The sequence below is a fragment of the Mycobacteroides sp. H001 genome, assembly GCF_001440005.1.
Lineage (GTDB): Bacteria > Actinomycetota > Actinomycetes > Mycobacteriales > Mycobacteriaceae > Mycobacterium > Mycobacterium gwanakae.
Map to the genome: position 1 here is coordinate 192,434 of NZ_LJYH01000035.1, position 24,609 is coordinate 217,042.

The 24,609-nt window shown below is 64.8% G+C and carries 19 protein-coding genes; 11 read left to right on the forward strand and 8 right to left on the reverse strand.

Annotated features, from left to right (window positions below; translation table 11 throughout):
* The first annotated feature begins 17 nt into the window (after positions 1-17).
* The 3 genes from AOT83_RS18120 to AOT83_RS18130 are packed head-to-tail and all read left to right on the forward strand — an operon-like array spanning position 18 to position 4,118.
* Positions 18-1,553, forward strand: a complete 1,536-nt coding sequence (locus AOT83_RS18120; protein WP_044104705.1) for an amidohydrolase — start codon at positions 18-20, stop codon at positions 1,551-1,553.
* Positions 1,546-3,351 (forward strand): apolipoprotein N-acyltransferase, encoded by a 1,806-nt coding sequence (lnt, locus tag AOT83_RS18125; protein ID WP_057964739.1) that lies wholly within the window; start codon positions 1,546-1,548, stop codon positions 3,349-3,351. The genes AOT83_RS18120 and lnt overlap by 8 nt, the downstream gene beginning before the upstream one ends.
* 5 nt (positions 3,352-3,356) lie before the next feature.
* Positions 3,357-4,118, forward strand: a complete 762-nt coding sequence (locus AOT83_RS18130) for a polyprenol monophosphomannose synthase (protein WP_044104481.1) — start codon at positions 3,357-3,359, stop codon at positions 4,116-4,118.
* Between the two features lie 12 nt (positions 4,119-4,130).
* Here AOT83_RS18130 and AOT83_RS18135 read toward each other — a convergent pair whose 3' ends face one another.
* The 5 genes from AOT83_RS18135 to AOT83_RS18155 all read right to left on the reverse strand — a co-directional run bounded on the left by AOT83_RS18135 (position 4,131) and on the right by AOT83_RS18155 (position 9,820).
* Positions 4,131-4,829 (reverse strand): SDR family oxidoreductase, encoded by a 699-nt coding sequence (locus AOT83_RS18135; RefSeq protein ID WP_232784603.1) that lies wholly within the window; start codon positions 4,827-4,829, stop codon positions 4,131-4,133.
* Positions 4,830-4,906: 77 nt separating this feature from the next.
* The gene (locus tag AOT83_RS18140) at positions 4,907-5,242 is read right to left on the reverse strand and encodes an RNA polymerase-binding protein RbpA (RefSeq protein WP_005061379.1); all 336 of its coding nucleotides are present in this window, start codon (positions 5,240-5,242) and stop codon (positions 4,907-4,909) included.
* 189 nt (positions 5,243-5,431) lie between these two features.
* Entirely contained in the window at positions 5,432-6,334 is a 903-nt protein-coding gene (locus AOT83_RS18145) for a class I SAM-dependent methyltransferase (RefSeq protein ID WP_070918027.1), read from the reverse strand.
* Positions 6,335-6,401: 67 nt separating this feature from the next.
* Positions 6,402-9,425, reverse strand: a complete 3,024-nt coding sequence (locus AOT83_RS18150) for an RND family transporter (protein ID WP_057964742.1) — start codon at positions 9,423-9,425, stop codon at positions 6,402-6,404.
* A complete protein-coding gene (locus AOT83_RS18155) occupies positions 9,422-9,820 on the reverse strand; it encodes an MmpS family transport accessory protein (RefSeq protein ID WP_052399513.1) in 399 nt (132 codons plus the stop codon). The genes AOT83_RS18150 and AOT83_RS18155 overlap by 4 nt, the downstream gene beginning before the upstream one ends.
* A 224-nt stretch (positions 9,821-10,044) precedes the next feature.
* On the opposite strand from AOT83_RS18155, the gene AOT83_RS18160 reads away from it, so the two are divergent.
* Positions 10,045-16,422 (forward strand): type I polyketide synthase, encoded by a 6,378-nt coding sequence (locus AOT83_RS18160; protein WP_057964743.1) that lies wholly within the window; start codon positions 10,045-10,047, stop codon positions 16,420-16,422.
* Between the two features lie 75 nt (positions 16,423-16,497).
* Complete coding sequence (locus AOT83_RS18165; RefSeq protein ID WP_030095653.1) at positions 16,498-17,217, forward strand: alpha/beta fold hydrolase; 720 nt, start codon at positions 16,498-16,500, stop codon at positions 17,215-17,217.
* A 20-nt stretch (positions 17,218-17,237) separates the two neighbouring features.
* Here AOT83_RS18165 and AOT83_RS18170 read toward each other — a convergent pair whose 3' ends face one another.
* Positions 17,238-17,603 carry a hypothetical protein gene (locus AOT83_RS18170; protein WP_030095654.1) on the reverse strand — a complete coding sequence of 122 codons (366 nt, stop codon included), beginning with the start codon at positions 17,601-17,603 and terminating at the stop codon, positions 17,238-17,240.
* A 257-nt stretch (positions 17,604-17,860) separates the two neighbouring features.
* Here AOT83_RS18170 and AOT83_RS18175 point away from each other — a divergent pair, with 257 nt between their 5' ends.
* The 5 genes from AOT83_RS18175 to AOT83_RS18195 all read left to right on the forward strand — a co-directional run bounded on the left by AOT83_RS18175 (position 17,861) and on the right by AOT83_RS18195 (position 22,045).
* A complete protein-coding gene (locus AOT83_RS18175; RefSeq protein ID WP_030095655.1) occupies positions 17,861-18,190 on the forward strand; it encodes a hypothetical protein in 330 nt (109 codons plus the stop codon).
* 136 nt (positions 18,191-18,326) lie between these two features.
* Positions 18,327-19,160, forward strand: a complete 834-nt coding sequence (locus AOT83_RS18180; RefSeq protein WP_057964744.1) for an ABC transporter permease — start codon at positions 18,327-18,329, stop codon at positions 19,158-19,160.
* A 10-nt stretch (positions 19,161-19,170) separates the two neighbouring features.
* Complete coding sequence (locus AOT83_RS18185) at positions 19,171-19,920, forward strand: ABC transporter ATP-binding protein (RefSeq protein ID WP_030095657.1); 750 nt, start codon at positions 19,171-19,173, stop codon at positions 19,918-19,920.
* Entirely contained in the window at positions 19,901-20,926 is a 1,026-nt protein-coding gene (locus tag AOT83_RS18190) for an ABC transporter substrate-binding protein (protein WP_057964745.1), read from the forward strand. Before AOT83_RS18185 ends, AOT83_RS18190 begins: the two co-directional genes overlap by 20 nt.
* A 21-nt stretch (positions 20,927-20,947) precedes the next feature.
* Positions 20,948-22,045 (forward strand): LLM class flavin-dependent oxidoreductase, encoded by a 1,098-nt coding sequence (locus AOT83_RS18195; RefSeq protein WP_030095659.1) that lies wholly within the window; start codon positions 20,948-20,950, stop codon positions 22,043-22,045.
* Here the strand turns inward: AOT83_RS18195 and AOT83_RS18200 are convergent.
* Together AOT83_RS18200 and AOT83_RS18205 are read right to left on the reverse strand one after the other, a co-directional pair.
* The gene (locus tag AOT83_RS18200) at positions 22,042-22,929 is read right to left on the reverse strand and encodes a hypothetical protein (RefSeq protein ID WP_030095660.1); all 888 of its coding nucleotides are present in this window, start codon (positions 22,927-22,929) and stop codon (positions 22,042-22,044) included. The two genes, AOT83_RS18195 and AOT83_RS18200, sit on opposite strands and share 4 nt — an antisense overlap.
* Before the next feature lie 30 nt (positions 22,930-22,959).
* Positions 22,960-24,051, reverse strand: coding sequence for a GGDEF domain-containing protein (locus tag AOT83_RS18205; RefSeq protein ID WP_057964746.1), 1,092 nt, complete (start codon positions 24,049-24,051; stop codon positions 22,960-22,962).
* A 111-nt stretch (positions 24,052-24,162) separates the two neighbouring features.
* Between AOT83_RS18205 and AOT83_RS18210 the strand changes: the two genes are divergently transcribed.
* Complete coding sequence (locus AOT83_RS18210; protein ID WP_030095662.1) at positions 24,163-24,597, forward strand: pyridoxamine 5'-phosphate oxidase family protein; 435 nt, start codon at positions 24,163-24,165, stop codon at positions 24,595-24,597.
* Positions 24,598-24,609: the final 12 nt, after the last annotated feature.

Consider the following 24,609-nt stretch of genomic DNA (forward strand, 5'->3'; position numbering starts at 1 on the left):
ATCCGGCGGCGACCGCGATGGCCGTAACCGGCGATGTCATCAGCTGGATCGGCGAGGACGACCTCGGTCGTGCCGAGTTCCCGAACGCCGACATCGTCGACCTCGAGGGTGCCTTCGTCGCGCCCGCGTTCGTCGACGCCCATGTTCATCTCACCGCCATCGGACTGTCCCTCATCGGGCTCGACTTGTCCGGGATGTCTTCGCGGGAGCAGTGCCTGGCCCGACTGACCGCGTACGCCGGCGAACACTCCGATGAGGTGATCTGGGGGCATGGCTGGGACGAATCGCGATGGCCCGAGCGGCAGCCGCTGACCACTGCCGATCTCGACGAGGCCGCGCCTGGCCGGGCCGTCTACCTCAGCCGGATCGATGTGCATTCGGCTGCGGCGTCGACCGCGCTGCGGCAGCAGGTACCCGGGCTTGCCGGGGCCACAGGATTTCATCCCGAACATCCGGTGGCCGGTGCGGCTCACCACCTGTTACGGGCACATGCGCGCGGCGCGCTCTCCGTCAATGGGCGTGCGACAGCGCGGCGCGCGGCGCTGGACAGTGCGGCATCGCTGGGTCTGGTGTCGGTGCACGAGTGCGGCGGGCCGGAGATCAGTGGTTTGGACGATTTCCGCGAGCTGTTGGCCACCGAGCATGGCGTGCAGGTCACCGGATACTGGGGCGAGCCGGCGCGCGACGCCGAGCACGCGCGCGAGCTCATCGCGTTGACGGGGGCCGCCGGTCTGGCCGGAGACCTCTTCGTCGACGGTGCGTTGGGATCGCACACGGCCTGGCTGCAGGAGCCCTACCACGACGCGCCACACACCTGCGGCACCATGCATCTGGATGCCGAAACCGTTGAGACGCACCTGGACTCGTGCACACGGGCCGGTATTACCGCGGGATTCCACGTGATCGGTGACGCTGCCGTCACTCAGGTGATCGACGCGCTGGACCGCGTCGCCACCCGGCACGGCATACCGGCCGTGGCTAGGTGCGGGCACCGCCTTGAGCACCTGGAAATGATCTCGGCGGCACAGGCGGAGCAGCTCGGTCGCCTTGGGGTGATCGCCAGTGTGCAACCGGCCTTTGACGCCCTCTGGGGCGGCCCCGACGGTATGTACGCGGAACGACTCGGCGTGGATCGAGGTACTCAGCTAAACCCGCTGGCGCTGTTAGCATCCCAAGGCGTGCCCCTCGCGTTCGGTTCTGACGCCCCTGTCACGCCCCTGGATCCGTGGATGACGGTGCGGGCGGCAGCCCATCACCGCACCCCAACCAGTTCCGTCTCGGTCCGCGCGGCGTTCGGCGCCGCCACCCGAGGTGGCTGGCGCGCCCAGGGAGTTCATGACGGTGCCACGGGCACGCTGATCCCGGGAGCACTTGCCAGCTATGCGATTTGGGAGACGGGGGAGTTGACCATCAACACCAGCCAACCGGGTGTACAGCGGTGGTCCACCGACCCACGCTCGCGTGTCCCCGCCCTGCCGGACTTATCGGACGCCGCCGCTGTGCTTCCCAAGTGTCTACGAACTGTGCACCGTGGCACGGTGATTCATGGCTGACGAAACTGTCGACGAGTCCGTTGAGGAGATTGTCGGCCAGGACGTGACCGATCTGGCCGAGGCCACCGACGTTCCGGCCGACGAGGAGCCGGAGGCTCCGGCGAAAACCGGGCCTTCACGTGGCGCGGTCTTCGCGGCGGCGGTGCGTGCCCGCGGTATCGCGTTCGGCCGGGCCTGGCTGCGCGCGGTGCCCCGCCAGGGTGCGGCAGTGATCGGCGGTCTCCTGTTGTGCGCGAGCTTCCCGCCCTGGGGTTTCTGGTGGGCGGCCTTCCCGGCACTGTCCATCCTGGGTTTGGTGCTGTGGTCGTCGAACACCAGGCTGCGCGGTGGGCTGGGGTACGGGCTGCTATTCGGTCTCGCCTTCTACGTTCCGCTGCTGCCGTGGACGGGCCAGCTGGTGGGCGTCGTCCCGTGGCTGGCGCTGTCGTTGCTGTGCGCGACCTGGGTCGCCCTGTTCGGCGTGCTGGCCGTCGCCGTGCGCCGGCTGCCGGGCTGGCCGCTGTGGTTCGCCGCCGCGTGGTCTGCTGCCGAATGGGGTAAGGCAAGTGTTCCATTTGGCGGATTCCCATGGGGTCGAGTCGCTTTCGGTCAGGGCGATGGTCCGATGCTGAGCCTGGCTCGGTACGGGGGCGCCCCATTGGTGTCCTTCACGGTGGCCCTGGGCGCGTTCGCGGTGACCGCGCTCGGCATTGAGATGTACCGCTGGTGGCGCAGCCCCTCGGTGGGACCAGGCGGTGCGCGTCCGGTGCCCTCGGTGCTGCTGCCTGGGGCGTGCGTCTGCCTCGTCCTCTTCGCCATGGCGGTGAGCTGGCAGCAGGTTCGACACGCCAGCCACGGCGCCACCGATGGCCGCAGTGTCACCGTCGCCGCGGTGCAAGGGAACGTGCCCCGGCTGGGGCTCGATTTCAACGCACAGCGGCGCGCCGTGCTCGACTATCACGTCAAGGAAACGCTCTTGCTGGCCGCGGACGTGAAGGCGGGCAAGGCCCCGGCGCCGCAGTTCGTGGTGTGGCCGGAGAACTCCTCGGACATCGATCCGATCCGCAACGCCGACGCAGCCGAGGCAATCACCGAGGCGGCCCAGGCCATCGGCGTTCCCATCCTGGTAGGCGGCGTGCTGCGGCATCCAGATTCCACCCCCGAACAGCCCAAATCGATCAATTCGGTGATCGTCTGGGATCCCGACAGCGGCCCCGGCGAGCGTCACGACAAGCAGATCGTGCAGCCATTCGGTGAGTATTTACCGTGGCGGAGCTTCTTCGCGCACTTCTCCAAGTACGCGGACCGGGCCGGATACTTCGTCCCCGGAGACGGCAACGGCGTCGTCACGGCGGGCGGCGTGAAGATCGGCGTTGCCACCTGCTGGGAGGTTCTGTTCGATCGGGCGCTGCGGCAGTCCACCCTGAACGGTGCCGAGATACTCACCGTGCCGAGTAATAACGCCCTGTTCGGTACGGCGATGAGTGAACAGCAACTGGCCATCTCCAAGGTGCGGGCCGTCGAGCACGATCGGGAAGTCATCGTCGTCGGCACCACCGGGATCAGCGCGTTTATCTCTCCCGACGGCGTCGACGCGGGGCGCACCAAGTTCTTCGAACCGGCCTACATCGACATGCAGGTGCGGCTGCACAACGACGTGACACCGGCCACGCAATGGGGTCCGTGGGTGGAGTGGGCGCTGGCTCTGATCGCCGGACTTGCCGTCCTGGCCTCGGCTGGCCTGGCGATACTGCACAATGGAGGGCTGAAGAGGCCCAAACATGAGGTAGAACCGGCCTCACCGATTAAGGAGACCTGACCGGAGTGGATCCCGTGACCGAACGTCCGAGCGCCCGGACCCTGGTGATCATTCCGACGTACAACGAGCGGGAGAATCTCCCGCTGATCCTTGGTCGGTTGCACAAGGCGCAACCCGATGTGCACGTGCTGATCGTTGACGACGGTAGCCCGGACGGCACCGGCGAACTGGCCGACGAGGCGGCGCTCGCCGACCCCGACCGCGTACATGTCATGCACCGCAAGGAAAAGGGTGGCCTCGGTGCGGCCTACATCGCGGGCTTCGGCTGGGGCCTGGCGCGCCAGTACTCGGTGCTGGTCGAGATGGACGCCGACGGCAGCCACGCACCCGAACAGCTGTCCCGGCTGCTTGACGCCGTCGACGCCGGGGCCGATCTGGCGATCGGATCTCGCTACGTACCCGGCGGTACCGTCGTCAACTGGCCGTGGCGGCGACTGGTGCTGTCCCGGAGTGCGAACGTGTATGCCCGGCTGGTGCTGGGTGTGAAGCCGCACGACATCACCGCGGGCTATCGGGCCTACCGGCGTGAGGTGCTCGAGAAGCTGGATCTGGCGGCGGTGGAATCGCACGGGTACTGCTTCCAGATCGACCTCACCCTGCGCACCATCGCGCATGGCTTCGAGGTTGCCGAGGTGCCGATCACCTTCACCGAACGCGCGATCGGCGAATCCAAGATGAGTGGGTCCATCATCAACGAAGCCCTGGTCAAGGTGACCAAATGGGGCGTCCAAAGCCGTCTGGACCGGGCCCGCGGCATCAATCGCTGAGGGAGTCAGTCCTCACGCATTGCGGGCCATCAGGCCGCCGTCGACGGGGATGACCGTGCCGGTCAGGTACGAGGCGGCCGGTAGGCACACGCTCAGCGTCATGTGGGCGACCTCTTCGGCGCGGCCGTAGCGGCGCAGTGCGGTGCGCCTGCGCGCATAGGTGTCCTTGTCCTCAGCCGAGATCGCTGCTGTCATCGCGGTGTCGATGGGACCCGGGCAGATGCAGTTCACGGTGATTCCCTCCCGCCCCAGGTCGACCGCCAAGCTCCTGGTCAGGCCGGCCAGACCAGCTTTGGCCGCAGCGTACGGGCTGTCGTACGGCGTGGCGCCGAGAGCCTCCGTGGAGGCGATGTTCACCACGCGCGGAGCGGGGGAGTCGCGCAGAAACGGTAGCGCCGCACGGACGATCCGTTGGGGTGCGCTCAGATGCACGGCAAGTGAGCGATCCCAGGTGCTGCCGTAGTCGGGGTCATCAAGTGATCTGAACGCCGCGAAACCCGCGTTATTCACCACAATGTCCAGCCGGCCGAACCGTTCGGCAACCGCCGCGACGACCTCGATGATCTGTGCCTCGTCGGTGACATCCAGCGCCCACGGCACGGCGGACTCGCCGATCTCGGCGGCGACCGCCTGCGCATCCTCCAGCCGAAGATCGGTGACCGCGACAAACGCGCCGTCTTCGGCGAAAATCCGGGCCGTGGCCTTTCCCATGCCGCTGGCGGCACCGGTGATCAGCACGGCGGAACCCGAGACGGACCTGCCGGGGGCGCTCATCAGGGCGGGTGGTTCTAGCCCCGGCGACGGCCCTTGATCAGTTCCAGACGCTCTTTGAGCAGCTCGTCGAGCTCCTCAACGCTGCGGCGCTCCAGGAGCATGTCCCAGTGCGTGCGCGGGGGCTTGACCTTCTTGGGCTCGGGCACGTCGCCGTCGAGCAGGGTGCCCTCCAGGCCATTGCGGCATGCCCAGTTCGCCGGGATCTCGGCGTCGTGGGCGAAGGGAACGTCGAACTCTTCACCGTTCTCGGTGCGGTAGCGAGCCATGCGGCGAGGCGCCAGGTCGTGGTCACGATCGGTTTCGTAGCTGACGGCACCGAGTCGGCTGCCTCGTAGAACACGATCTGCCATGTGTACTTCTCCTCTTCACTGCGGGTCTATGCACTCGGATCCCGCGCTCAAATTGCTGGTGGCTGTCTAACTCAACGCCGTACCCGGGGCATTAGTTCCCTGTTCATGCAGGTTGTGGCCCTCATTATAGCTGGTGAACGCCGTTGCGGCCGTCACCGCTCGCATCGCGGATATGTGGCGAGCCCACCGTCAGGTGCGCTGCGCTGTGGTGATCGCCGCCCGGCCGTCGGCAGGTGATCGACTGGCGTATGCCGGTGCGTAATGCCGCAGCAATTCGAGCGTGGTCAGGTGCTGGCGGCACTGGAATCCGTGCGAGGCCAGCAGCGCGTCGGCGTCTGCCGCGGTGAGACCGGTGAGGTACGGCTCGCCGAACCGTGCCGCCGCTTCGGTCCATAGCCGGGCACGCACCGACTTGTTGTCTCCGCCCGCGACGACACTGGTGTCCAGGTAGTCGAAAACCAGCAGGCTTCCGGGCGCGCAGACCGTCGCGAGGTCGGCAAGTGTCGCGTCGAGCGCGTCTTGGGTGAGGTAGGCAGTCACGCCGAGCCAGACGAACAGGCTTGGCCGGGTGGGATCGAATCCGCTGGCGAGGAGCCTTTCACGGAGTATGTCGTGTTCGAAATCGCAAGGAACCCAGACGATTTCATCGTTGCTGTCGGCTAGTTGGAGCCGTTCCATGACGGCTCGTTTGTCCGCCTGGGTAGTCGGTGCGTCGACCTCGAAGATCTTGATCGGGCCGTGCGCGACGCGGCGCAAGGTAGTGGTGTCGAACCCCGCGCCCAGGAGCACGAGTTGATCAACGCCATCATCGATGGCCTTCTTGAGGACGTCATCGGTATAGCGCACCCGCAATACCAAAAAGAAGTGACCTGCGGCGCCGAATACCGATTTGAGTACACCGATAAATCCGCGGGCCACCAGCGGATGAATCAAACAGGCACGTAATAGCGGGCTACGGATGAAATAGCGTGAGTAGGGATCGTTGAGGAGACGTCGGCGGGGTGATTGCATCGTCTCGGCCGCGCGTTGCGCGGCGCAAGATTGCGCGGTAAAACTCGCCCGGCGATCAAGACGGCGACTATTCGCACTCATACCCGGTCTTCCAAATCTGGTGGACGGCAATTACCAATTCTGCAATTTCTGTACACGGATTTCCTTTTTATGCCTGGCTCGCGCTGTGCCTTGGGCCGACCAATGCCGGATCCGTTTCCCGCAATGCGCGGCACGGCACACGCATGGGCCACCAGAACCAGCGGCCCAGAATGGTCGCGATGGAGGGGATGACGAGTGAACGGACGATGAGTGTGTCGAGCAGGAGTCCGACGCCGACGGTCGTGCCGATCTGCGCGAGTGTGCTCGAGTAGCCGGCGATCAGCGCGAACATCGTGAAACCGAAAATCAGGCCCGCTGTGGTGACTACGCTGCCGGTGCCCACCATGGAGCGGATGATGCCGGTCTTGATTCCGGCGCGGAGCTCTTCTTTGAATCGGGCGACGAGCAGCAGGTTGTAATCGGCGCCGACCGCGACAAGAAATATGAAGGAGCATGGCGCCACCGCCCAGTGCAAGGGCAGACCGACACCGTGTTGCCAGATGGCGACACTCAGACCCCACGCGGACAGAAACGACAGCCCCACGGTGCCAACGACGGCGATCGCGGCGACGAAGCTGCGTAGCAGCAGCAGGACCACGCAGAACACGAATGCGAAGGCCGCCACGGCACTGGTGATGAAGTCCTCCCTGGCGAAGGCGGCGATGTTGAGCAGCGTGCCGCCGGCGCCGCCGATGCTCACCTGGCTCCCGCCGAGCGAGGTGCCTTTGAGTGCTGATTGCGCCGCGGGGATGATCTTCGCGCTGTAGTCCATGCTCTCTCTGCTGAACGAGTTCACATCGCCCATGACGAGCATTCGGGTGATCTTGCCGTCCGGTGAGAAGAAGACGGAGAGTGCGGACTGGAACAACGGGGATTCGAAGGCCTGGCTCGGAAGGAAGAAGTACCCGCTCGGGTCTCCCTTCATATAGGTGTCGGCGATCTCACGCAGGAATTGGGTGACCTCGTTCATCTGTACGAGCAGCGAGTCCGCCATGCCGCGGATGGGGGTCAGCGTTCGTTGTGCGTCGCTGAGGAAACGGTCCAGCAGCTGAACTTGTGCCACCAGGTTCGGCAATGACTCCGAGGCCACACGGGAGGCGTCCACGAGATCCTCGAACTTTCGCCCCCCGGCCTGATTGAGTCCGTCGAGAACGGCCAGGCCGGTGAGCGCGGTATTGCAGGGCAGCAGCTGCTTACAGTCCGGGACCATATCCACCAGTTGTCCCGCCGTGTCGATGCCGGCGGCGAGCATGGGCTGCATCTCATTGTGGATGCCCTTCGCCATCTTCAACAGGTCGATGAGGCGCGCCCGGGTGGCCTGGCCCCCGCCGCCGGGAAGATCGACGGCCCGTTGGGTGACTCGGAGGTCCTTGAGGACCACCTTGACGCCGACCGAGAGCTGATCGATCTGGCCGGTGATTCTGGCGATGCCGTTGAGCTGCGTGCTGACCATTTCGGCGATCTGGGACATGCGTTCGCCGATGTACCCACCTTGATAGGTCAGGGTTCCCTGGGGCAGTGGCGATATGAGGGGGCGGGTGATGCCCTGCACCGCTTGCACGCCTTCCACGCCGTAGACGGCATTGGTCAGCTTGGCGAGCGCGATCAGGTCGGCAGAGTTGCGCATGTCGTGATCGGATTCGACGAACAGCAGGTTCGGGTTCAGCATGTTCGGCGGCAGGTGCCGATCCGCGGCGTCCAGGCCCAGATTCGCCTCGGTATTGGCCGGTTGTGCCGCCCGTTCGTTGTAGCTGATGACATACGTCGGTAGGACGAGAATCGCGAGTGCGAGTACGGCGAGGCTGCCCGCGAGTACGGGGCCGGGCCAACGGACCACGTGCGTGGCGATGCGCCGCCAGCGGCGGATGGCCCGATCTCCTCGCGGCTCATACAGTCCGAGCCTGCACCCGATCGCCAGCAGTGCGGGGCCGAGGGTCAACGCCGCGGCAAGGGCGGTGAGGATGCCGATGGTGCAGGGCAGGCCGGACGTGGAGAACGCCGCGAGTCGGGTGAGTGTCATGCAGGCGGTCGCGCCCGCCACTGTCAGCCCGGAGGCAAAGATGATGCGCTGCACACTCGACAGGGCGGTGAAGTAGGCGGTGGTCGGGTCCTGGCCCGCCCGTCGTGCTTCTTGATACCTGCCGAGCAGGAAGATGCCGTAGTCCGTTCCCGCGCCAAGGACGATGCCGGCCAACAGACTTGACGCAAATATGGAGATGCCGATGATCCCGCGTTCACCGAGCAGGGCGACGATCGGACGGGCGGTCACCAGAGCGACCGCCACGACCAGTAGCGGCATCGCCGCCGTGAACAGCGAACGGTAGGTCAGCGACATGATGATGGTGATGCAGATGGCGCACGCGATGATGATCGGCAGGATCGAGCGGTTGATCGCGAGTAGTTCGTCGTTCACGACCGCGGAAGGTCCGGTCACGTAGATCTTGACCCCGGCTGGGGGCGGGTAGGCCTTGACGATGTCGCGCACCGCTTGGGTGGATTCCATGGCCAGCGCCGTGCCCATGTTTCCGGCGAGGTTGAGATAACTGAAAGAGGCCTTCCGGTCCTGGCTTTCGAATGCCGGGGCGAATGACGGGTCGGACCACAGATCGATCGTTGTGACGACGTGCTTCTTGTCGGCCTTGAACTTCTCCATCAGATCGGCGTAGTAGCCGTGCATCTCCGCGCCGAACGGCTTGTCTCCCTCGGCCAGCACGGCGACGAAGTTGTTGGTGCCGCCGTTTCCGAAGTACTTGCCCATGTTGGAGAGCGCCTGCACCGAGGAGGCCTCGTCGGGCAGGAAGGACAACGCGTGTCCCTCGATCACCTTCTCGAGTTGGGGCCCAGCGGCATTGAGGCCGCAGGCGAGCAGCACCCACAGCACGACGATCGGGATGGACAGTCCGTACAGCAGCCGGGCGTACAGCGGTCTGTGCTGTCCGGTGTCGGTGCTGGCGTAGGTCTCTCGGCGGAACGGCACGGAGAATTCGTTGCGTAGCCGCTTGCCGAATGCCCGTGATCGATCGGAGAACCCGTTGCCGTCGGCGGGCGCAGGTATGGGCCCCGTAACCGCTTCGCTCTCGTCTTTTTTCATGCGACTTGCACCTTGCAGCTTGCGATCCCGCCGCTGGCGGTTGCGACTTGTTCATCGCGGACCTTGCCGTTGACGGTGATCCGGCATCCAACGCCAGAGCTGTTGGACTGCACGACCATGCTCGTCACCAGCGAAGGTTCCACGGTGCGCAGTGCTTCTTGCCATGGCAGGACGGTGTTGACGTTCTGGTTGTGGCCCTCGTCGTCGAGATAGGACACCGTCGCCGGGGTTCCATCGGGCCCGACGGCCTCGTACTGGATCGTCCGTTCGGAGAGCGTGCCCAACGTGGGGAGACGGCTCACCGTCCCTGCTGCCTCATCCGGGATCTCGCTTGAGCGCAGTTTGAGGATGAACAAGGCCGCGACGGTAAGCACCGCCAGCACAACGAGATACACCCAGGCGTTTCTCATGGAGCTACTTTCGGGGGGATCAACAAAGTCATCTGAAACACCCTTCGTGTTGCCAATCAGACGGGTACAGTCCGAACTCCACGGAATGACACGGCAGGCACAGCATCGTTAGTGGTCAAGATGATTCCAGATGAGCTCGAACTGTCTCGCTATTTCGGAAAAAGTTCCATCGTCTCCCGATAGTTCAACAACTAGGAGAGGGCCGAGCATTGGTTGCAGTGGCTATCATTGGCATCGGATGTAAATTCCCCGGAGGAATTGGTGATCCGGAGAGTTTCTGGAACTTTGTGTTACGCAAAGGCGACGCCGTCGTTGATATTCCGAAGGATCGCTGGGACGCGGATAAGTACTACGACCCCGACCCCGATACGCCCGGCCGGATGTACACGCGGCGAGGCAGCTTCCTGACCCAGAGTTTCCGACGGTTCGATGCGGATTTCTTCGGGATCTCGCACCGTGAGGCTGCCGTCCTGGACCCGCAGCAGAGGCTTCTTCTTGAAACCACCTGGGAAGCCCTCGACGACGCGGGCATCGCCGGACAGGCGCTGGGCGGGAACGTGGGTACCTTCATCGGCGGTTTCATGAACGACAACATGATCAGCCGGGGCCTGGCCCGAAACCTCGAGAAGATCAACAACTTCGCCGCCTTCAGCGCGTCTCAGACGTTGTTGTCCAACCGAATCGCCCACGCGCTCGACTTCTGGGGGCCGAGCATGACCGTGGACACGGCATGTTCGTCCTCTCTGGTCACCACGCACCTGGCGGTACGGGCGGTCGCCGACGGTGAGTGCGATGTGGCGCTTGCCGGCGGAGTGAACGTGATGTTCCAGCCGGAAACGTTCATCACCATGTGTAAGGGCAGATTCCTCGCGGCCGACGGCCGCAGCAAGTCGTTCGACGCGGCAGCAGACGGTTACGGCCGTGGCGAGGGCGTCGGAATCGTGGTGCTCAAGAACCTCGAGCAGGCACAGCGCGACGGTGACCATATATATGCGGTGATTCGCGGCAGCGGGGTCAATCAGGACGGCAGGACGATAGCGCTGCCCGTGCCAAATCCGGTGTCGCAGCAGCGGCTTGCGGATCGCGTGATCAAGGAGGCGGGCATCGACCCGGCCTTGGTGGGATACATCGAGGCGCATGGCACCGGTACCAGCGTGGGCGATCCGCTGGAGGCGCAGGCACTGGGGCACTCGTACGGCAAGGTTCCCGGTCGCACGCAGCCGCTGGTGATCGGCTCGGTGAAGAACAACTTCGGCCATACCGAGGCCGCGGCGGGTGTCGCGGGTTTGATCAAGGCCGCGCTCACCGTGCAGCGGCGGACCATCGCGCCGCAGGTCGTCCTCGACAAACTCAACCCCGAAATCCCGTTCGACGAGTTGCAGATCCGCATCCCGACCGAGGTCGAGCCGTACCCGGACTTCGGAGCTCCCGCGTACGCGGCGGTGAACAGCTTCGGCTACGGCGGCACCAACGCGCATGTCATCGTGCAGGCGCCGCCCGCGGCCGCCGAGCCGCAGGCTCCTGCACGTGACAGCATTCGGATCTTCCCGGTCTCCGCCCGCAGTGGGGCAGCGTTGCATGAGGTCGCCGGAGGGTACGCCGAGCTGTTGGGCTCAGATCTCTCGGAGGAGGGTGCGCAGCGACTGAAGACCGCGGCCACCGGCCGCCGGGCACAGCATTATCTGCGTAAGGGCTTCATCTATCGCGATGCCGACGACCTTCTCGCGCAGCTGAACTCCTATGCGGAAAGCGAGGAAGCGGCCCCGGCGCGTGCTCTCGTCGAGGGCATCTCCGATCCCGTGTTCGTCTTCAGTGGGATGGGCCCGCAGTGGTGGGGGATGGCGCGCGGACTGTTGCAGACCCCTGGTGTCTTCCGTGACACCGCCGCCGAGATCGACGCGGTGTTCCAGGAGATCTCGGGCTGGTCGGTGATCGCCGAGCTGCTGCGGCCCGAAGGGGACTCTCGCGTCAGCAGCACCGAGATCGCCCAGCCGGCGAATTTCTTGGTCCAGTCGGCGCTGGCAGAGCATTTGCGGCAGTTCGGGATCCGGCCCACCGCGGTAGTAGGACACAGCGTTGGTGAGGTCGCCGCGGCGTACGTGAGCGGCGCGTTGTCCTTGCGCGACGCCGCTACGGTGTCCTTCCATCGCTCCCGGCTGCAGGCCAAGACAGCGGGCTCGGGCGGCATGCTCGCGGTCGGTCTGGATGCCGAGGAAGCCCAGCGCCGGGCCGCGCGTTTTGGAACGGCAGTGTGCGTCGCGGCGATCAACAGCGCCTCGGCAACCACATTGTCCGGTGACTCCAAGGCCCTGCAGACACTGCACGATGAGCTCGCAGAAGACGGGGTCTTTGCCCGGATGCTGCACGTCGAGGTTCCGTATCACAGCCAGCTCATGGACCCGATTCTCGGGGAACTCGCGACCTCGCTGGCCGGCCTTGCCCCCCGGCAGGCAGACGTGCCGGTCTACTCGACCGTCACCGGTGAGAAGATCGACAGCGCGGCATTCGCAGACCCGGACTACTGGCTCAAGAACGTGCGCGAAAGCGTCCTGTTCGCGAAGGCCATCGACACCCTCATCGAGGATCGGTACCGGGTGTTCCTGGAGCTCGGACCGCATCCGGTCCTGCTCGGGAATATTCGAGAAAGCTTTGTGCGCCACAGTGTCTCCGGTGCCGCGGTCCAGACCTTGCACCGTGACCAGAATGATGAGCAGTCGGTGCTGCAAGCCGTCACGGACCTGTATGCGGTGGGCGCCATCGACGCGCCCGGCGAGGCCGGTCTCTACGAGAACGGTTCGGTCCCGCACATGGACCTGCCGAAATACCCGTGGTCGCAAGAAGAACTGTGGGAAGAGGACGCCCTGACGTTGCGTGCGCGCTACGGCGACGCTGATCGCTTCGCGCTCCTGGGGGACCGGGCGGAGGCGCTGACGCCACAGTGGGAGGTCACCCTGGCTGCCGCGAATCTGCCCTGGCTGCCCGACCACACGGTCCTTGGCTCGATTGTCCTACCGGGAACCGCGTACCTCGATGCCGCGCTATCGGCAGTGCGGCAACGCTCCGGCCGGGGCCAGGCGGGCTTGGACTCGGTGGTCTTCGCGGTGCCTTTGGTGGTCGCCGAACATGACGCGCCGATCACCCGTCTCACCGTGGACGAGCCCACCAAGCGGTTCACCGTCAACGGCCGCTCCGCGCATACCCAACTGTGGACGGCACATGCCAATGGCAGGCTGGTCGAGGCGAATCTGGGGGCCTTGCGGATCGAGGTTCCGGCACAGTCCGAGTTCGACAGGATCTTTGACGGCGAAGACGTCTACAAAGGATTGGCCGCGGTCGGGCTCTCCTACGGTCCTGCCTTTCAGCGAATCCAGAGCGTGCGCATCGGGTCGGCCGGCTGTGTTGCGCAGCTGACGACTCCGGAAGCGGTAGACGCGTCGGGGTCGGCACTGCGCCACGCCGTTCATCCCGCGCTCGCCGATGCCGCCCTGCAGTGCATCGCGGTTCTGTTGGCGGCACGTCCAGAGCTGGATGTGCCTCCGACGGCGCATATCCCGGCCTCGGTGGACCGGGTACGTCTGTACCACGAGGTGCCCCAGGACCCGATAGCGTTCGTCGAGATCACCAGCACGCAGCCGCTGCGCGCGAACGCCTATCTCGCTTCGCAAGACGGTGAAGTCGCCTTGGCCTTGACCGGAGTGACGCTGCGGCCCGTGGGATCAGCGCTGGACCCGCTGTCCGAGCTTGATCAGTACTTCTACGAGCCTCGTTGGGAGCCTTTGGAGGAGGAAGCCGAGGGGCAGCCCGCCGCACCTGCCGCCTCCAGAAGCACCGCCGCCCGGGCCGCGAATGTGATCGTCGAGATCGGCGATGCGGCGGCCGCTTTCGCAGAAGGCGCCCGCCGTGCGGCCAGCGCCGGTGCCGTGCTCCTGAAAGCCGACCCGGGAGCAGATCTCGCCGGCGCTTTCGCGGCAGCGTTGCACGCGGACACGTACCTACGTGTCCTGGCGACTGTCGGTGCCGGAAAGACGTTGGTGGAGAACCTGCATCAACTCGTCACGATCGCTCAGGCGTTGCGGGTAGTTCTGGAAGCCGAGACCGAACGCGGTGTCGTGAGCCCGGATGTGCAGGTGGTCGTCGTGAGCACGCGCGCCTTCCTGGCACCGGGCGACAGTGGCCTGGACCTTGATCAGACCGCGCTGGTGGGAGCGCGCCGGGTGTTGGCCAACGAGCAACACCCCGCCAAATGGTCTCTTGTGGATCTGCCCGATTCGGCCACGCCGGACGAGGTGGCCGCGGAGATCGGTGCGATGAATCGAGCCGAAGAAGTCGCGGTGCGTGCGGGTGAGCGGTGGACCCAGCGGATGCGCCGGTCGCTGTCCGAACTCGTTGCGCCGTGGGAAGAACCATTCGAGCCCACAGACCCGGAGGTGGCCTACGAGGTACAGATCCCGGACACGCGCACGCTCAAGGACATCGCGCTGCGCGCATGCGATCGCATCGAACCGGGACCCCGGCAGGTCGAGGTCCGCGTCGAAACCTTGGGACTCAACTACAAGGACCCGCTGAAGGTCCTGGGAATCCTGACGGAGCGCGAGCTCGGCGAAACATATTTCAAGCTGGAGCCCGGGATGGAGGGATTCGGTGTCGTCACACGTGTCGGCTCCGCGGTCAACGAGCTCAGAGTCGGAGAGAGCATCGCGGTGGCAGAGCGTGGGCTGCTGCGACGCTATCTGACGTTCGATCTCGATGGCGGTGCGGCATGGGAACGGATCGACGAAGAGCACCTGCAGCGTGAGGATTTCGATCCGCTCGCGGTGGGCTCGGGCGTCCCGTTCTTCACGGCGGGTTACGCCTTCTACAAACTCGCCGATCTGCAGCCCGGTGAAACCGTCCTTATCCACGGTGCGGCGGGCGGCATGGGTATGGGCGCGGTGCAGATCGCGGTCAACATGGGCGCGGTTGTCTATGCGACTGCCGGTAGTGAGGAGCGCCGTCGCGCGGCGCTCGAGCTAGGTGCAACCGCGGCCTTCGACTCGCGCTCGGTCGGGTTTGTCGACGACATACTGCGCGTCACCGAAGGCCGCGGTGTCGACGTCATCTACAACTCGCTGCCCGGCGAGATGATCGCCCAGAACTTCGCGGTCGCCGGGGAGTTCTGCCGGATCATCGAAATCGGGAAGGCGGATATCTACTTCGGCGGCGCAGTGGATCTCAAGGCCTTCAGCGGGAACTTGTCGTTCCACGCGATCGACATGGACCGCATGCTGCGGCTGCGGCCCGAGACCTTCCGCGAGCTCCGGCGTGAATGCACCGAGATGCTCACCTCGGGCAAGCTCACCCCGCTGCCGTTCACGAGATTCCCGATCGAAGATGTGGTGGGAGCGTTCGAAGCGGTGTTCCGGGCGGCGCACATGGGCCGGATCGTGCTGGATCTGCGGGATCAGACTCCAAAGCTACTGCCGCGCAAGCCGGATACCGCCCCGGTGCGCCCCGGCCACTCCTACCTCATCAGCGGTGGGTTCGGCGGGTTCGGGTTGGCCACCGCACGCTCGTTGGCCAGAGCCGGCGCCACCCACCTGATCCTCGCGGGTCGCAGCGGCGCCACCACCGAGGTGGCGCGGGCGCAGATCGAGGCGTTGCGCGCCGCCGATGTCGACGTGTGGGAAGAGCGGATCGATATCAGCGACTACGACCAGGTCTCGGATCTGGTCGCGAAGGTTGAAGCGTCGGGACATCCGCTGCGCGGAGTCTTCCACGCCGCCGCGGTGGCCCATGATGAGGTGCTGGCGGATATCAGCGCGGAGTCGCTGTACAAGGTCTTCGCGCCGAAGGTCGATGGTGCCCTGAATCTGGATAAGGCCACGCGCGAGCACGATGTACCGCTCGACCACTTCGTGCTGTACTCCTCGATCAGTGGTCTCATCGGCATTGTTCCGCAGGTGACGTATGCGGCCGCGAACAGCGTGCTGGACGGGCTCGCTCAGGCACGGCACGCGGCCGGGCTGCCCGCCCTGTCGGTGAGCTGGGGCGCGATGAGTGGGGGTGGGATGGCGGAGGTGGAGGCCATCGTGAAGTTCCTCGACTCCGTCGGGTTACGCCGCCTCAACATGGATCTCGGGGCGACGCTCATGCACGAGTGCTCCCGATTCCAGCTTCCGCATGTCGCTATCGCGGGCGTTGACTGGGGAGTCTTGCGCACTCCGTTGCCCTCGACAGCCAAGAGCACACGTTTTGCTCATCTCTCCGCGGAAGCTGCTGCGGTGTCGAACGAACAGGCCGCCTTCCGTGCGGCGGTGCTGGCCCTGCCCGAGGAGGAACGCGGCCCGATGGTCACCAAGGAACTGGCCAAGGAACTCGCCAATGTCCTCAAGGTTGACGTGGACAGCATCGATCCCACCGGGCCTATCGCCGATCTGGGTATCGATTCCCTGATGGCGGTGGAGTTCGCCGCACGGGCCGGTAAGCAGTTGAACATCCAGATCAGTGCGTTCCAGTTCACCCCGGATCTCACCCTTGAGGCCGTCGGTGCCCGCGTCGCACTACTCATTGCGCAAGGGGTCGGCGATCCCGAGCATGACGCGATATAGAGGATCGGCGTGACTGTTGCGACTCCGCTCGAATGTTGGTGGTGGCCAAGGGCATATCAGCCGTCCCTGCCCACCGTGCTGTTTTTCCCGGGCGCCGGGGCCAATCACGCCGGCGAGCAGCACCTGGTCCCGCATCTGGCAGGGGTGAACTTCGGGGTGTGGCGGATGCCGGGGCGCAGCACCCGGTCCACCGAGCCCTCCCCGGAGAACCTGCGTGCACTGTCGGAGGACTGTGCGGCGGCGATCGTCGGGCTCGGTTGCCGTCGGCCGGTTCTCGCGGGAAAGAGTTTCGGCGGCCTGTTCGGTTATACGGTCTGTCAGGCATTGGAGTCGCGGGACTTCGCCGTGGGCCGGTTTGTCCCGGTGGTGAGTGGGCATCCGTCCTTGTGGCGAATGGATGCTCTCTACGCCAAGACCCGGGGCCACAACCCGAAACAGCACGCGCTCTGGAGGCTCACCAATGACGAGCAGCGCGGGGCGTGGCCGCCGAAGAAGATAGCGGACGAGTCATTGCTGGAGCAGGCGCGGCTGCATGCGGTGATCGATTTCAGTCTTGGCCTGCAATCGATCTCGCGCCGCCGTATCAAGACGGCGATCACCGAGGTGAGCGCAAAGGATGACGAGGTGATCCCGAAGTTTGCGCCACCGCGCCGATGGGCCCCGTACACGAAGGGGGAGTTCACAAGCATCCTCGTGACCGGCGGGCACTACTTCTATTGGTCGAACCCACAAGCCTTGGCGACCATTTTGACGCACGAGGCCGAGCTGGCCCTCGGCGGCTCGTACTCCTACTAGCCGCCGGGGCCGCCGTCGTACTACGGGGTTTCGCGTTGGCAGTCCGGGCCGGTGTACTGCCAGTTCGGGTTGCTCGAGTACTCGCAGCCCGGGCCTACGTACTTCCAGTTCGGGGCCGGAGGCGGCAGTTGTCCGCCTTCGCCGCGCCAGTTGGGTCCTGCATACCGCCAACCCCACTGGCTGAACCAGCTGTCGGGGTTGACACAGCCCTCCATGGTTCCCGGTCCCCAAGGGGGCGGGGGTGAGGGATACGGTCCGTTGAAGCACACATCCGCGGGGGCGGGGCTCGGCTGTGCCGACGCCAGGCCCGCGTTGATGACAGCGACCGGAGCGGCGATAACACCCGCTGCTAGCACGGCCTGCCCAAGCTTGATGATCTTGTTCATCGCACAACCTCCGACGTTGGATGCCGCTGTGATTGGGCAAGATTAGCGCACAATTATCCGTTTTCCTTGCAATTGTGCTAATTGCGCTCGATCGCTTTGCGCGACGTGGCGTCAGTCGTGTCGCACCAGCTCTCACCAGTCATGTAGTCCGTTTTGGTGATGCCGATTTCTCACATCCGCCAACGGTCAGGCGGTTCGCTGGTACCGAGCGGACCTTGCGCGCCTGGCGTCGCGAGCCACCGCTACGCTTCCAAGACGTGGCACGTCGCAAACACGCTCAACCCTGCAAATGGTGCGGGCGTGAAGTCGACGACGCGGAACTGGGCCGGCGACGCCAGTACTGCCGACAATCCTGCCGTCAGCGCGCTTATGAGCAGCGTGCCGCCGTCAAGGGCACCTCGGTGCCCGCCGATGCCGTGGTGCTTACGGCCGATGAGGCGACGGACCTGGCCGACCGGGTGTATCAGGCGCGGTGCGCGGCCGAGGATGTTGCCACCGCGGTCGAAGAAGGTGCGACCCACGATGAGCTGCGTGAGCTGTGCGAGGAACTGCTGCGCGCCGCCAAGGCGGCAGACGGCTGGCGCTGATTTCTTTTGTTTTCCCGGGATACGGATACCCGTCGAATCAGCGCGATATTAATTCTTCACCGAATCCGAACGCGCCCATAGTGTGTCAACACTGTCGATACGCAGCCGCCGACCCGTGAGGATTCCTGAGCTTTTCATGACCACCCGTAATACGTTGGTGGCCACTGCGGCGACTGACACAGATGCCCCCTTTGCCACCCGGTCCCGGCGGGAGTGGGTACTCAATCGGCGGTGGGAGATCGTTCGATTTCTCTCACCGTTCGCGGTACTGCTCATCTGGCAGGCGGCCAGCGCCTGGGGGCTGATCGACCCGGAGATATTGCCTGCCCCGTCGACAATCGCCCACGCCGGAATCGAATTGATCGGCAACGGACAGCTTGCCGCCGCACTGCGGGTATCCGGCCTCCGCGCCGCCGAAGGACTGCTGCTAGGCGGTCTGGTCGGCGTGGTACTGGGGGCGGCGGTGGGCTTGTCGCGCCTTGCCGACGCCGTGGTGGACCCGACCATGCAGATGATCCGGGCGCTGCCACACCTCGGTCTCATCCCGTTGTTCATCCTGTGGTTCGGCATCGGCGAGCTGCCCAAGGTGCTGATGGTGGCTCTCGGAGCGGCTTTCCCGCTGTACCTCAACACCACCTCCGCGATCCGGCAGGTAGACCCCAAACTTTTCGAAACCGCACAGGTGCTTGGGTTTTCGTTCTGGCAGCGTTTGCGTGTCATCGTCGTCCCCAGTGCGACACCGCAGGTGCTTGTCGGGTTACGGCAGTCTCTGGCGCTGTCCTGGCTGACGCTCATCGTCGCCGAACAGATCAACGCCGACGCCGGGGTGGGATTCCTCATCAACAATGCGCGCGATTTCCTGCGCATCGACGTCATCATCTTCGGGCTGGTGGTCTACGCGCTGCTGGGCATAGTCACGGATGCCATTGTGCGAGTGCTGGAACGGCGCGCACTGCGGTACCGATCATGAAAGGCAAATCATGACAGCGGTTTTCGAGCTCGCAGACTTGTCGCGCCAGTCCGCCACGCCGGCGGCGGAGTTGACGTCGGTCACCAAGTGGTACGGGCGTAATCGCGTTCTCGACGACATCTCGCTGCGGGTCGACCGTGGCGAGATCGTCGCCCTGGTGGGCCGCAGCGGCTCGGGTAAGTCGACGGTGCTCAGGGTGCTGTCCGGGCTGGCCGGTGACCACGACGGTGAGCGCGTGGTGTTGGGCGCTCCCGCCGTGGCCTTCCAGGAGCCGCGACTTTTCCCGTGGCGCTCGGTGCGCGATAACGTACTGTACGGACTCACCCGCACCAAGTTGTCCAAGGCGGAGGCGCTCTCTCGCGTTGACCGGGCCCTTGATGAGGTGGGGCTTGCCGACAAGGCGCAGGCCTGGCCGCTGACGCTCTCGGGTGGTCAGGCACAACGCGTTTCGCTGGCGCGTGCACTCGTCGCGGAGCCGCAGCTGCTGTTGCTCGACGAGCCCTTCGGGGCACTCGATGCGCTGACACGACTCTCGATGCACCGACTGTTGCTGAACCTATGGCGAGAGCACGAGTTCGGGGTGCTGCTGGTAACCCACGATGTGGACGAGGCGATATCACTGGCCGACACCATCCTGGTGCTGGACGAGGGGCGGTTGGTGCACACATTGCGCATTCGCAATCCGCGTAAACCGCAGGGCAAGCACGACACCGAAACCGAGAACTATCGAGGAGAGCTTCTTGCGCAGCTTGGTGTTTAAGTCCATCGTCAGTGCGACCGCGATCCTGCTGTCATTGACGGCCTGCACCTCCGGCCGCGACGATAAGGGCGATTCCGCGGTGCCCAAGTTCGTCCCGCTCTCGGAGCTGTCGAATCTCACGCTGCGCGTGGGCGATCAGAAGGGCGGCACCGAATCGCTGCTACGGGCGGCAGGGGAACTGGAAAACGCGCCGTACAAGGTCGAATTCTCCACCTTCACTTTTGGCCCGCCTCAGATCGAGGCGCTGACCGCGGGCAAGATCGACTTTGCCGTCACCGGCAACACACCCCCGATCTTCGGGGCTGCGTCCAAGGCGAGAATCAAAGTGGTGTCTGGTTACACGAATGACGCCTCCGGTGACCAGATCCTGGTTTCCGACACATCCCCAATCCGATCCGTGGCAGATCTGCGGGGGAAGAAAGTCGCTGTCGGGAAGGGGAGTTCGGCGAACGGTCATCTGCTACTTCAGCTGCAGAAGGCCAATCTCACCATCAAGGACATCCAGCCGGTGTTTCTGCAGCCCGCCGACGCGTTTACCGCACTGAGTCAGGGGCAGGCCGACGCCTGGGCGATCTGGGACCCTTACACGGCACTGGCCGACAAACAGCTGAAGGTTCGTACCCTGGTGACCGCTACCGGCGTCGCGAACGGATACGGATTCGGCGTCGCTTCGCAGGTGGCACTGCGTGATGCTCAACGCAATACCGCACTGTCGGACCTGGTGCAGCGCATCGCGCGTGCCAGCGCATGGGCCCAAGCCCATCCACAGGAGTGGTATGGAAAGTATGCCGCCGCAATCGGAATCGACCCCGCCGCAGCTGAGCTGGCACAGTCACGCAGCCTGCGACAACCAATACCGCTGACCGACGAGGTGACGGCCTCGGAGCAGACGCTGACCGACCTGTTCGCGCAGTCGGGCCAGATTCAGGGCAAGCCGACGTTCTCTGATTTCGTTGATAACCGGTACAACGATGCACTCAAGCAGTACTTCACCAAGTCCCAATAACCCACAAGGAGACCAATTCCCGTGGCCGCCAAGTTCTTCTGGTTCCTGCCCACCAATGGCGACAGCCGTTCCATTGTGGGCGCCTCGCACGCGTCCTCGCATCACACCATCCCGGTGGGTTACCGCGAGCCGAGCCTGCGCTATCTCGGCGAGATAGCCCGCGCTGCGGACCGTTTGGGCTTCGAGGGTGTGCTGACGCCGACCGGCACCTGGTGCGAGGATGCGTGGCTGACGGCATCGGCGCTTCTGGAGCAGACCGAACGTCTGAAGTTCCTGGTCGCCTTCCGGCCCGGTCTGGTGCCACCCACACTCGCCGCACAGCAGGCTGCCACCTTCCAGCGGTTCTCCGAAGGGCGCCTGCTGCTGAACGTCGTCAGCGGCGGCGACGACACCGAACAGCGCCGCTTCGGCGATTGGCTCACCCACGACGAGCGTTATGAGCGGACCGGGGAGTTCCTGCAGATCGTGCGGGAGATCTGGAAGGGTGATCCCGTCGACTATTCGGGCAAGCACTACACCGTGACCGATGCGCGGGTCTCGGAGCCGCCAACACCGTTGCCGCAGCTGTATTTCGGAGGCTCGTCTCCGGCCGCGTTGCCCATCGCGGCCGATCATGTGGACGTGTACCTGACATGGGGCGAGCCGCCCGCCGCGGCCGCGGCGAAGATCGAGACGGTGCGTGCCCTGGCGAAGGAACGCGGGCGCAGCCTTCGATTCGGCATCCGGCTGCACACGATCACGCGGGATACCTCAGAGGCGGCCTGGGCCGTCGCCGATTCGCTCGTGGCGGAGTTGACCCCGGAGCAGGTGGCGACGGCCACCGCGTTGCATTCGAAGTCCGAATCCGAAGGCCAGCGGCGCATGACGGCGCTGCACGGCGGTCGGCTCGACAAGTTGGAGATCTACCCGAACCTGTGGGCCGGTGTCGGGTTGGTGCGCGGTGGTGCGGGTACGGCGCTGGTGGGCAGTCATGAAGAGGTCGCGAATCTGATCTCCGAGTACCACGCGCTCGGGTTCGACGAGTTCATCTTGTCCGGATACCCGCACCTTGAGGAGGCCTACTGGTTCGCCGAGGGTGTGCTCCCTCTGCTCAAGAAGCGGGGAGCGCTGGCGGCCTAGGTCAGATTCGCACTTTCGTTATCGAGATCGTTGCGCCGCAACCCCATTGGTGTCGACGCCGGTAGGTCGCCGCCCGCGATGACCTGCCGGGTGATGGGGGTGAGCGCGTGAAAGAGCGCCTCCACCTCGGTATCGCTGAGAATGTCGAATACCGGCAGCGATACCCGGTCGGTCCGGTTCTCGATATCGGTCTTGAGCGCGTGTCCCTCCGACGTCAGCTGGGCACCGTCGTCGAGTAGGCCGCGCCGAGTCAAGCCCTCTTCGAGTGCGGTCCATTCTGACTCGTCGTAGTCGCGGCTGCGCATGATGTCGGCTTTGGTGGCCCGGCCCGCCGCAACATGAAACACGTTCGATTCACGGCCATCGATGCCCGCCGCGACCAGTGCCGCGACGTGGGCATCGCCACGCTGTTCGCGTAGCAGGGTGGCGGCGTGCCACAGCGTCGCCAGGGGTTCGTCGGGCCAGGGCACGGCGGTCAACGCGGCGTAGAGGGGACGCCCCGCGGGCGAGGCGTTGCGGGCCGCCCTACCCAGCAGTTCCGCTGCGGCGCGAAGATTTTCGTCATCGGTCAGGCCATAGCGCCGTAACGCCGCGACAGCACCGGCCTGCCGGGCGGACAGTGCCTGTTGCGGGCTGACGGTTTCCCAGGCGCCTTCGAGTGACTTGACGACACGGAAGGAGGCGAAGTTGTAGAACACGGCCTCGACGAGCCGGGGGCACACCATGCCCAGGGGTGCCGAACGGGTGGCAAAGTATCCGCGCCAGAATCCGCGGTAGCCGAGCTCGTCGGCCGCGGCGCGCGCCTCGGGTGAGAAGTAGGTGATGCCGTGGATGGGTTCAAACCGGTCGTAGAAGCGACGGGCGAGATCGATGGGTCGTGCCATCGCTCAAGTGAATCACGCGATACCGTGGCATCAATGGGAAACGCGCGCGGCCTTCTTCGCGGCTTGTCTTCTCGCCATATACATTTCGGCATCGGCCTGCACCAGCAATTTCGTGACCGTCTTGGCCAGTGATTCACCGGAATGTGTGACCAGATCCGTCAGATTCGCGTGCACGCCTCCCATGCTGGCCGTTGCCTCGGGAAAGTCACTGGGCAATGGGGCGAGTGCCTGCTCGATGAGGCGCGGATATCCGAGATGCAGCGGCGGGTACACGATGGAGACCAGCGCGAATTCATCCCCACCTAGTCGGGCCAGTAGCGTATCGAGGCCGGCGATTTGCTGTAGTCGCCGTGCGGTACGTCTGAGCACCTCATCGCCCACGTGATGGCCGTGGGTGTCGTTGACAGATTTGAAATTGTTGATATCGATCGTGGCGACCACGATCACCTTGTCCGCGGTGGGGCTGGGCCAGCTGTTGCACGCCATCTCCAGGCCGTGCCGATTGAGCAGCCCGGTCAGATGGTCGTGATGCACCACGTGTTCCCAGCTGGCGAGGTAGCGCGTGATCTGCTCTCGTGTCACGTGGACCACCCATGCGGCGATGACATGCGCGAGCGTGATCGTGACGAGCAGGATGGTCACGATGGGTATCGCCAGGTCAGCGCGAAGTAGGGAACCGATGATGGCGACCAGGGTCCCAACGGCGGCTACCGCGGTCTGGATGAGCAGTACCGAACGGCCGTGGATGACACACGCGTAGGCGTTGACGGCGACGAGCCACGCCAACTTGACGAAGGCGATTCCGGAGCTTGTCGCCACACAAACACCCACCATGATGGCGATATCGCAATAGATGAGCCAAGCCAACGACTCGGCGTAAGTAATGGGTTTGCGCCGCGCATACCGAATGCCCCATCCGAGGGTGGGTAATGCGATGACGACGCACAACGCAGGAATGGTCGAAAAGCCCTCGAACGCCAAGGTCATCGCGGCGGCGCCGATGGCCACGGTACAAATCGCTGTCAGGATGGAAAGCGCGCGGCGCAGACCGAATTGCTCGAGCACCTCGACATTTGTCTCAAATGTCTGTTTGTCCGTGAGCGGCGCAGGGCGACGATGCATGACACGCGTTTTGCTTATGGCACCACGCCCTTTCGTTTCCGCAGTGTTGGGTTCAGTGAACCATGACCCGAGTCCGGTGCGCTTGTCGGTGCGGGCTCGTAGGGTGATGCCATGGGATTGAGTTTGGAAGAACGACAGGCATTTCTGGCCGAGCCCCACGTGGCTGCAATCTCGGTGAGTGCCGGTGCGGACCGCGCTCCGCTTACCGTGCCGATCTGGTACTTCTACACCCCGGGTGGCGATCTCTGGATTCCGACGGGCAAGGGTTCGCGCAAGCATCAGCTGATCGAGGCGGCAGGTCGGCTCACGCTCATGGTCGATCGTGAGCAGCCGACGGTCCGGTATGTGAGCGTGGAGGGGCCGGTGACCAAGATCGTGCCGCTCGAACATGACCAGCACCGGCAGGTGGCCGCCCGGTATATCCCGGAGGAGTTGCTCGACGGGTATCTCAAATACTCGGAGGGGTATGGCGAGCAGATCGCGGTCTATGTCTCCCCGGAGCACTGGCTCTCGGCGGACCTGGGCGGCCCGGAGAACTGGGGTTAGCGTTCCCCGTTG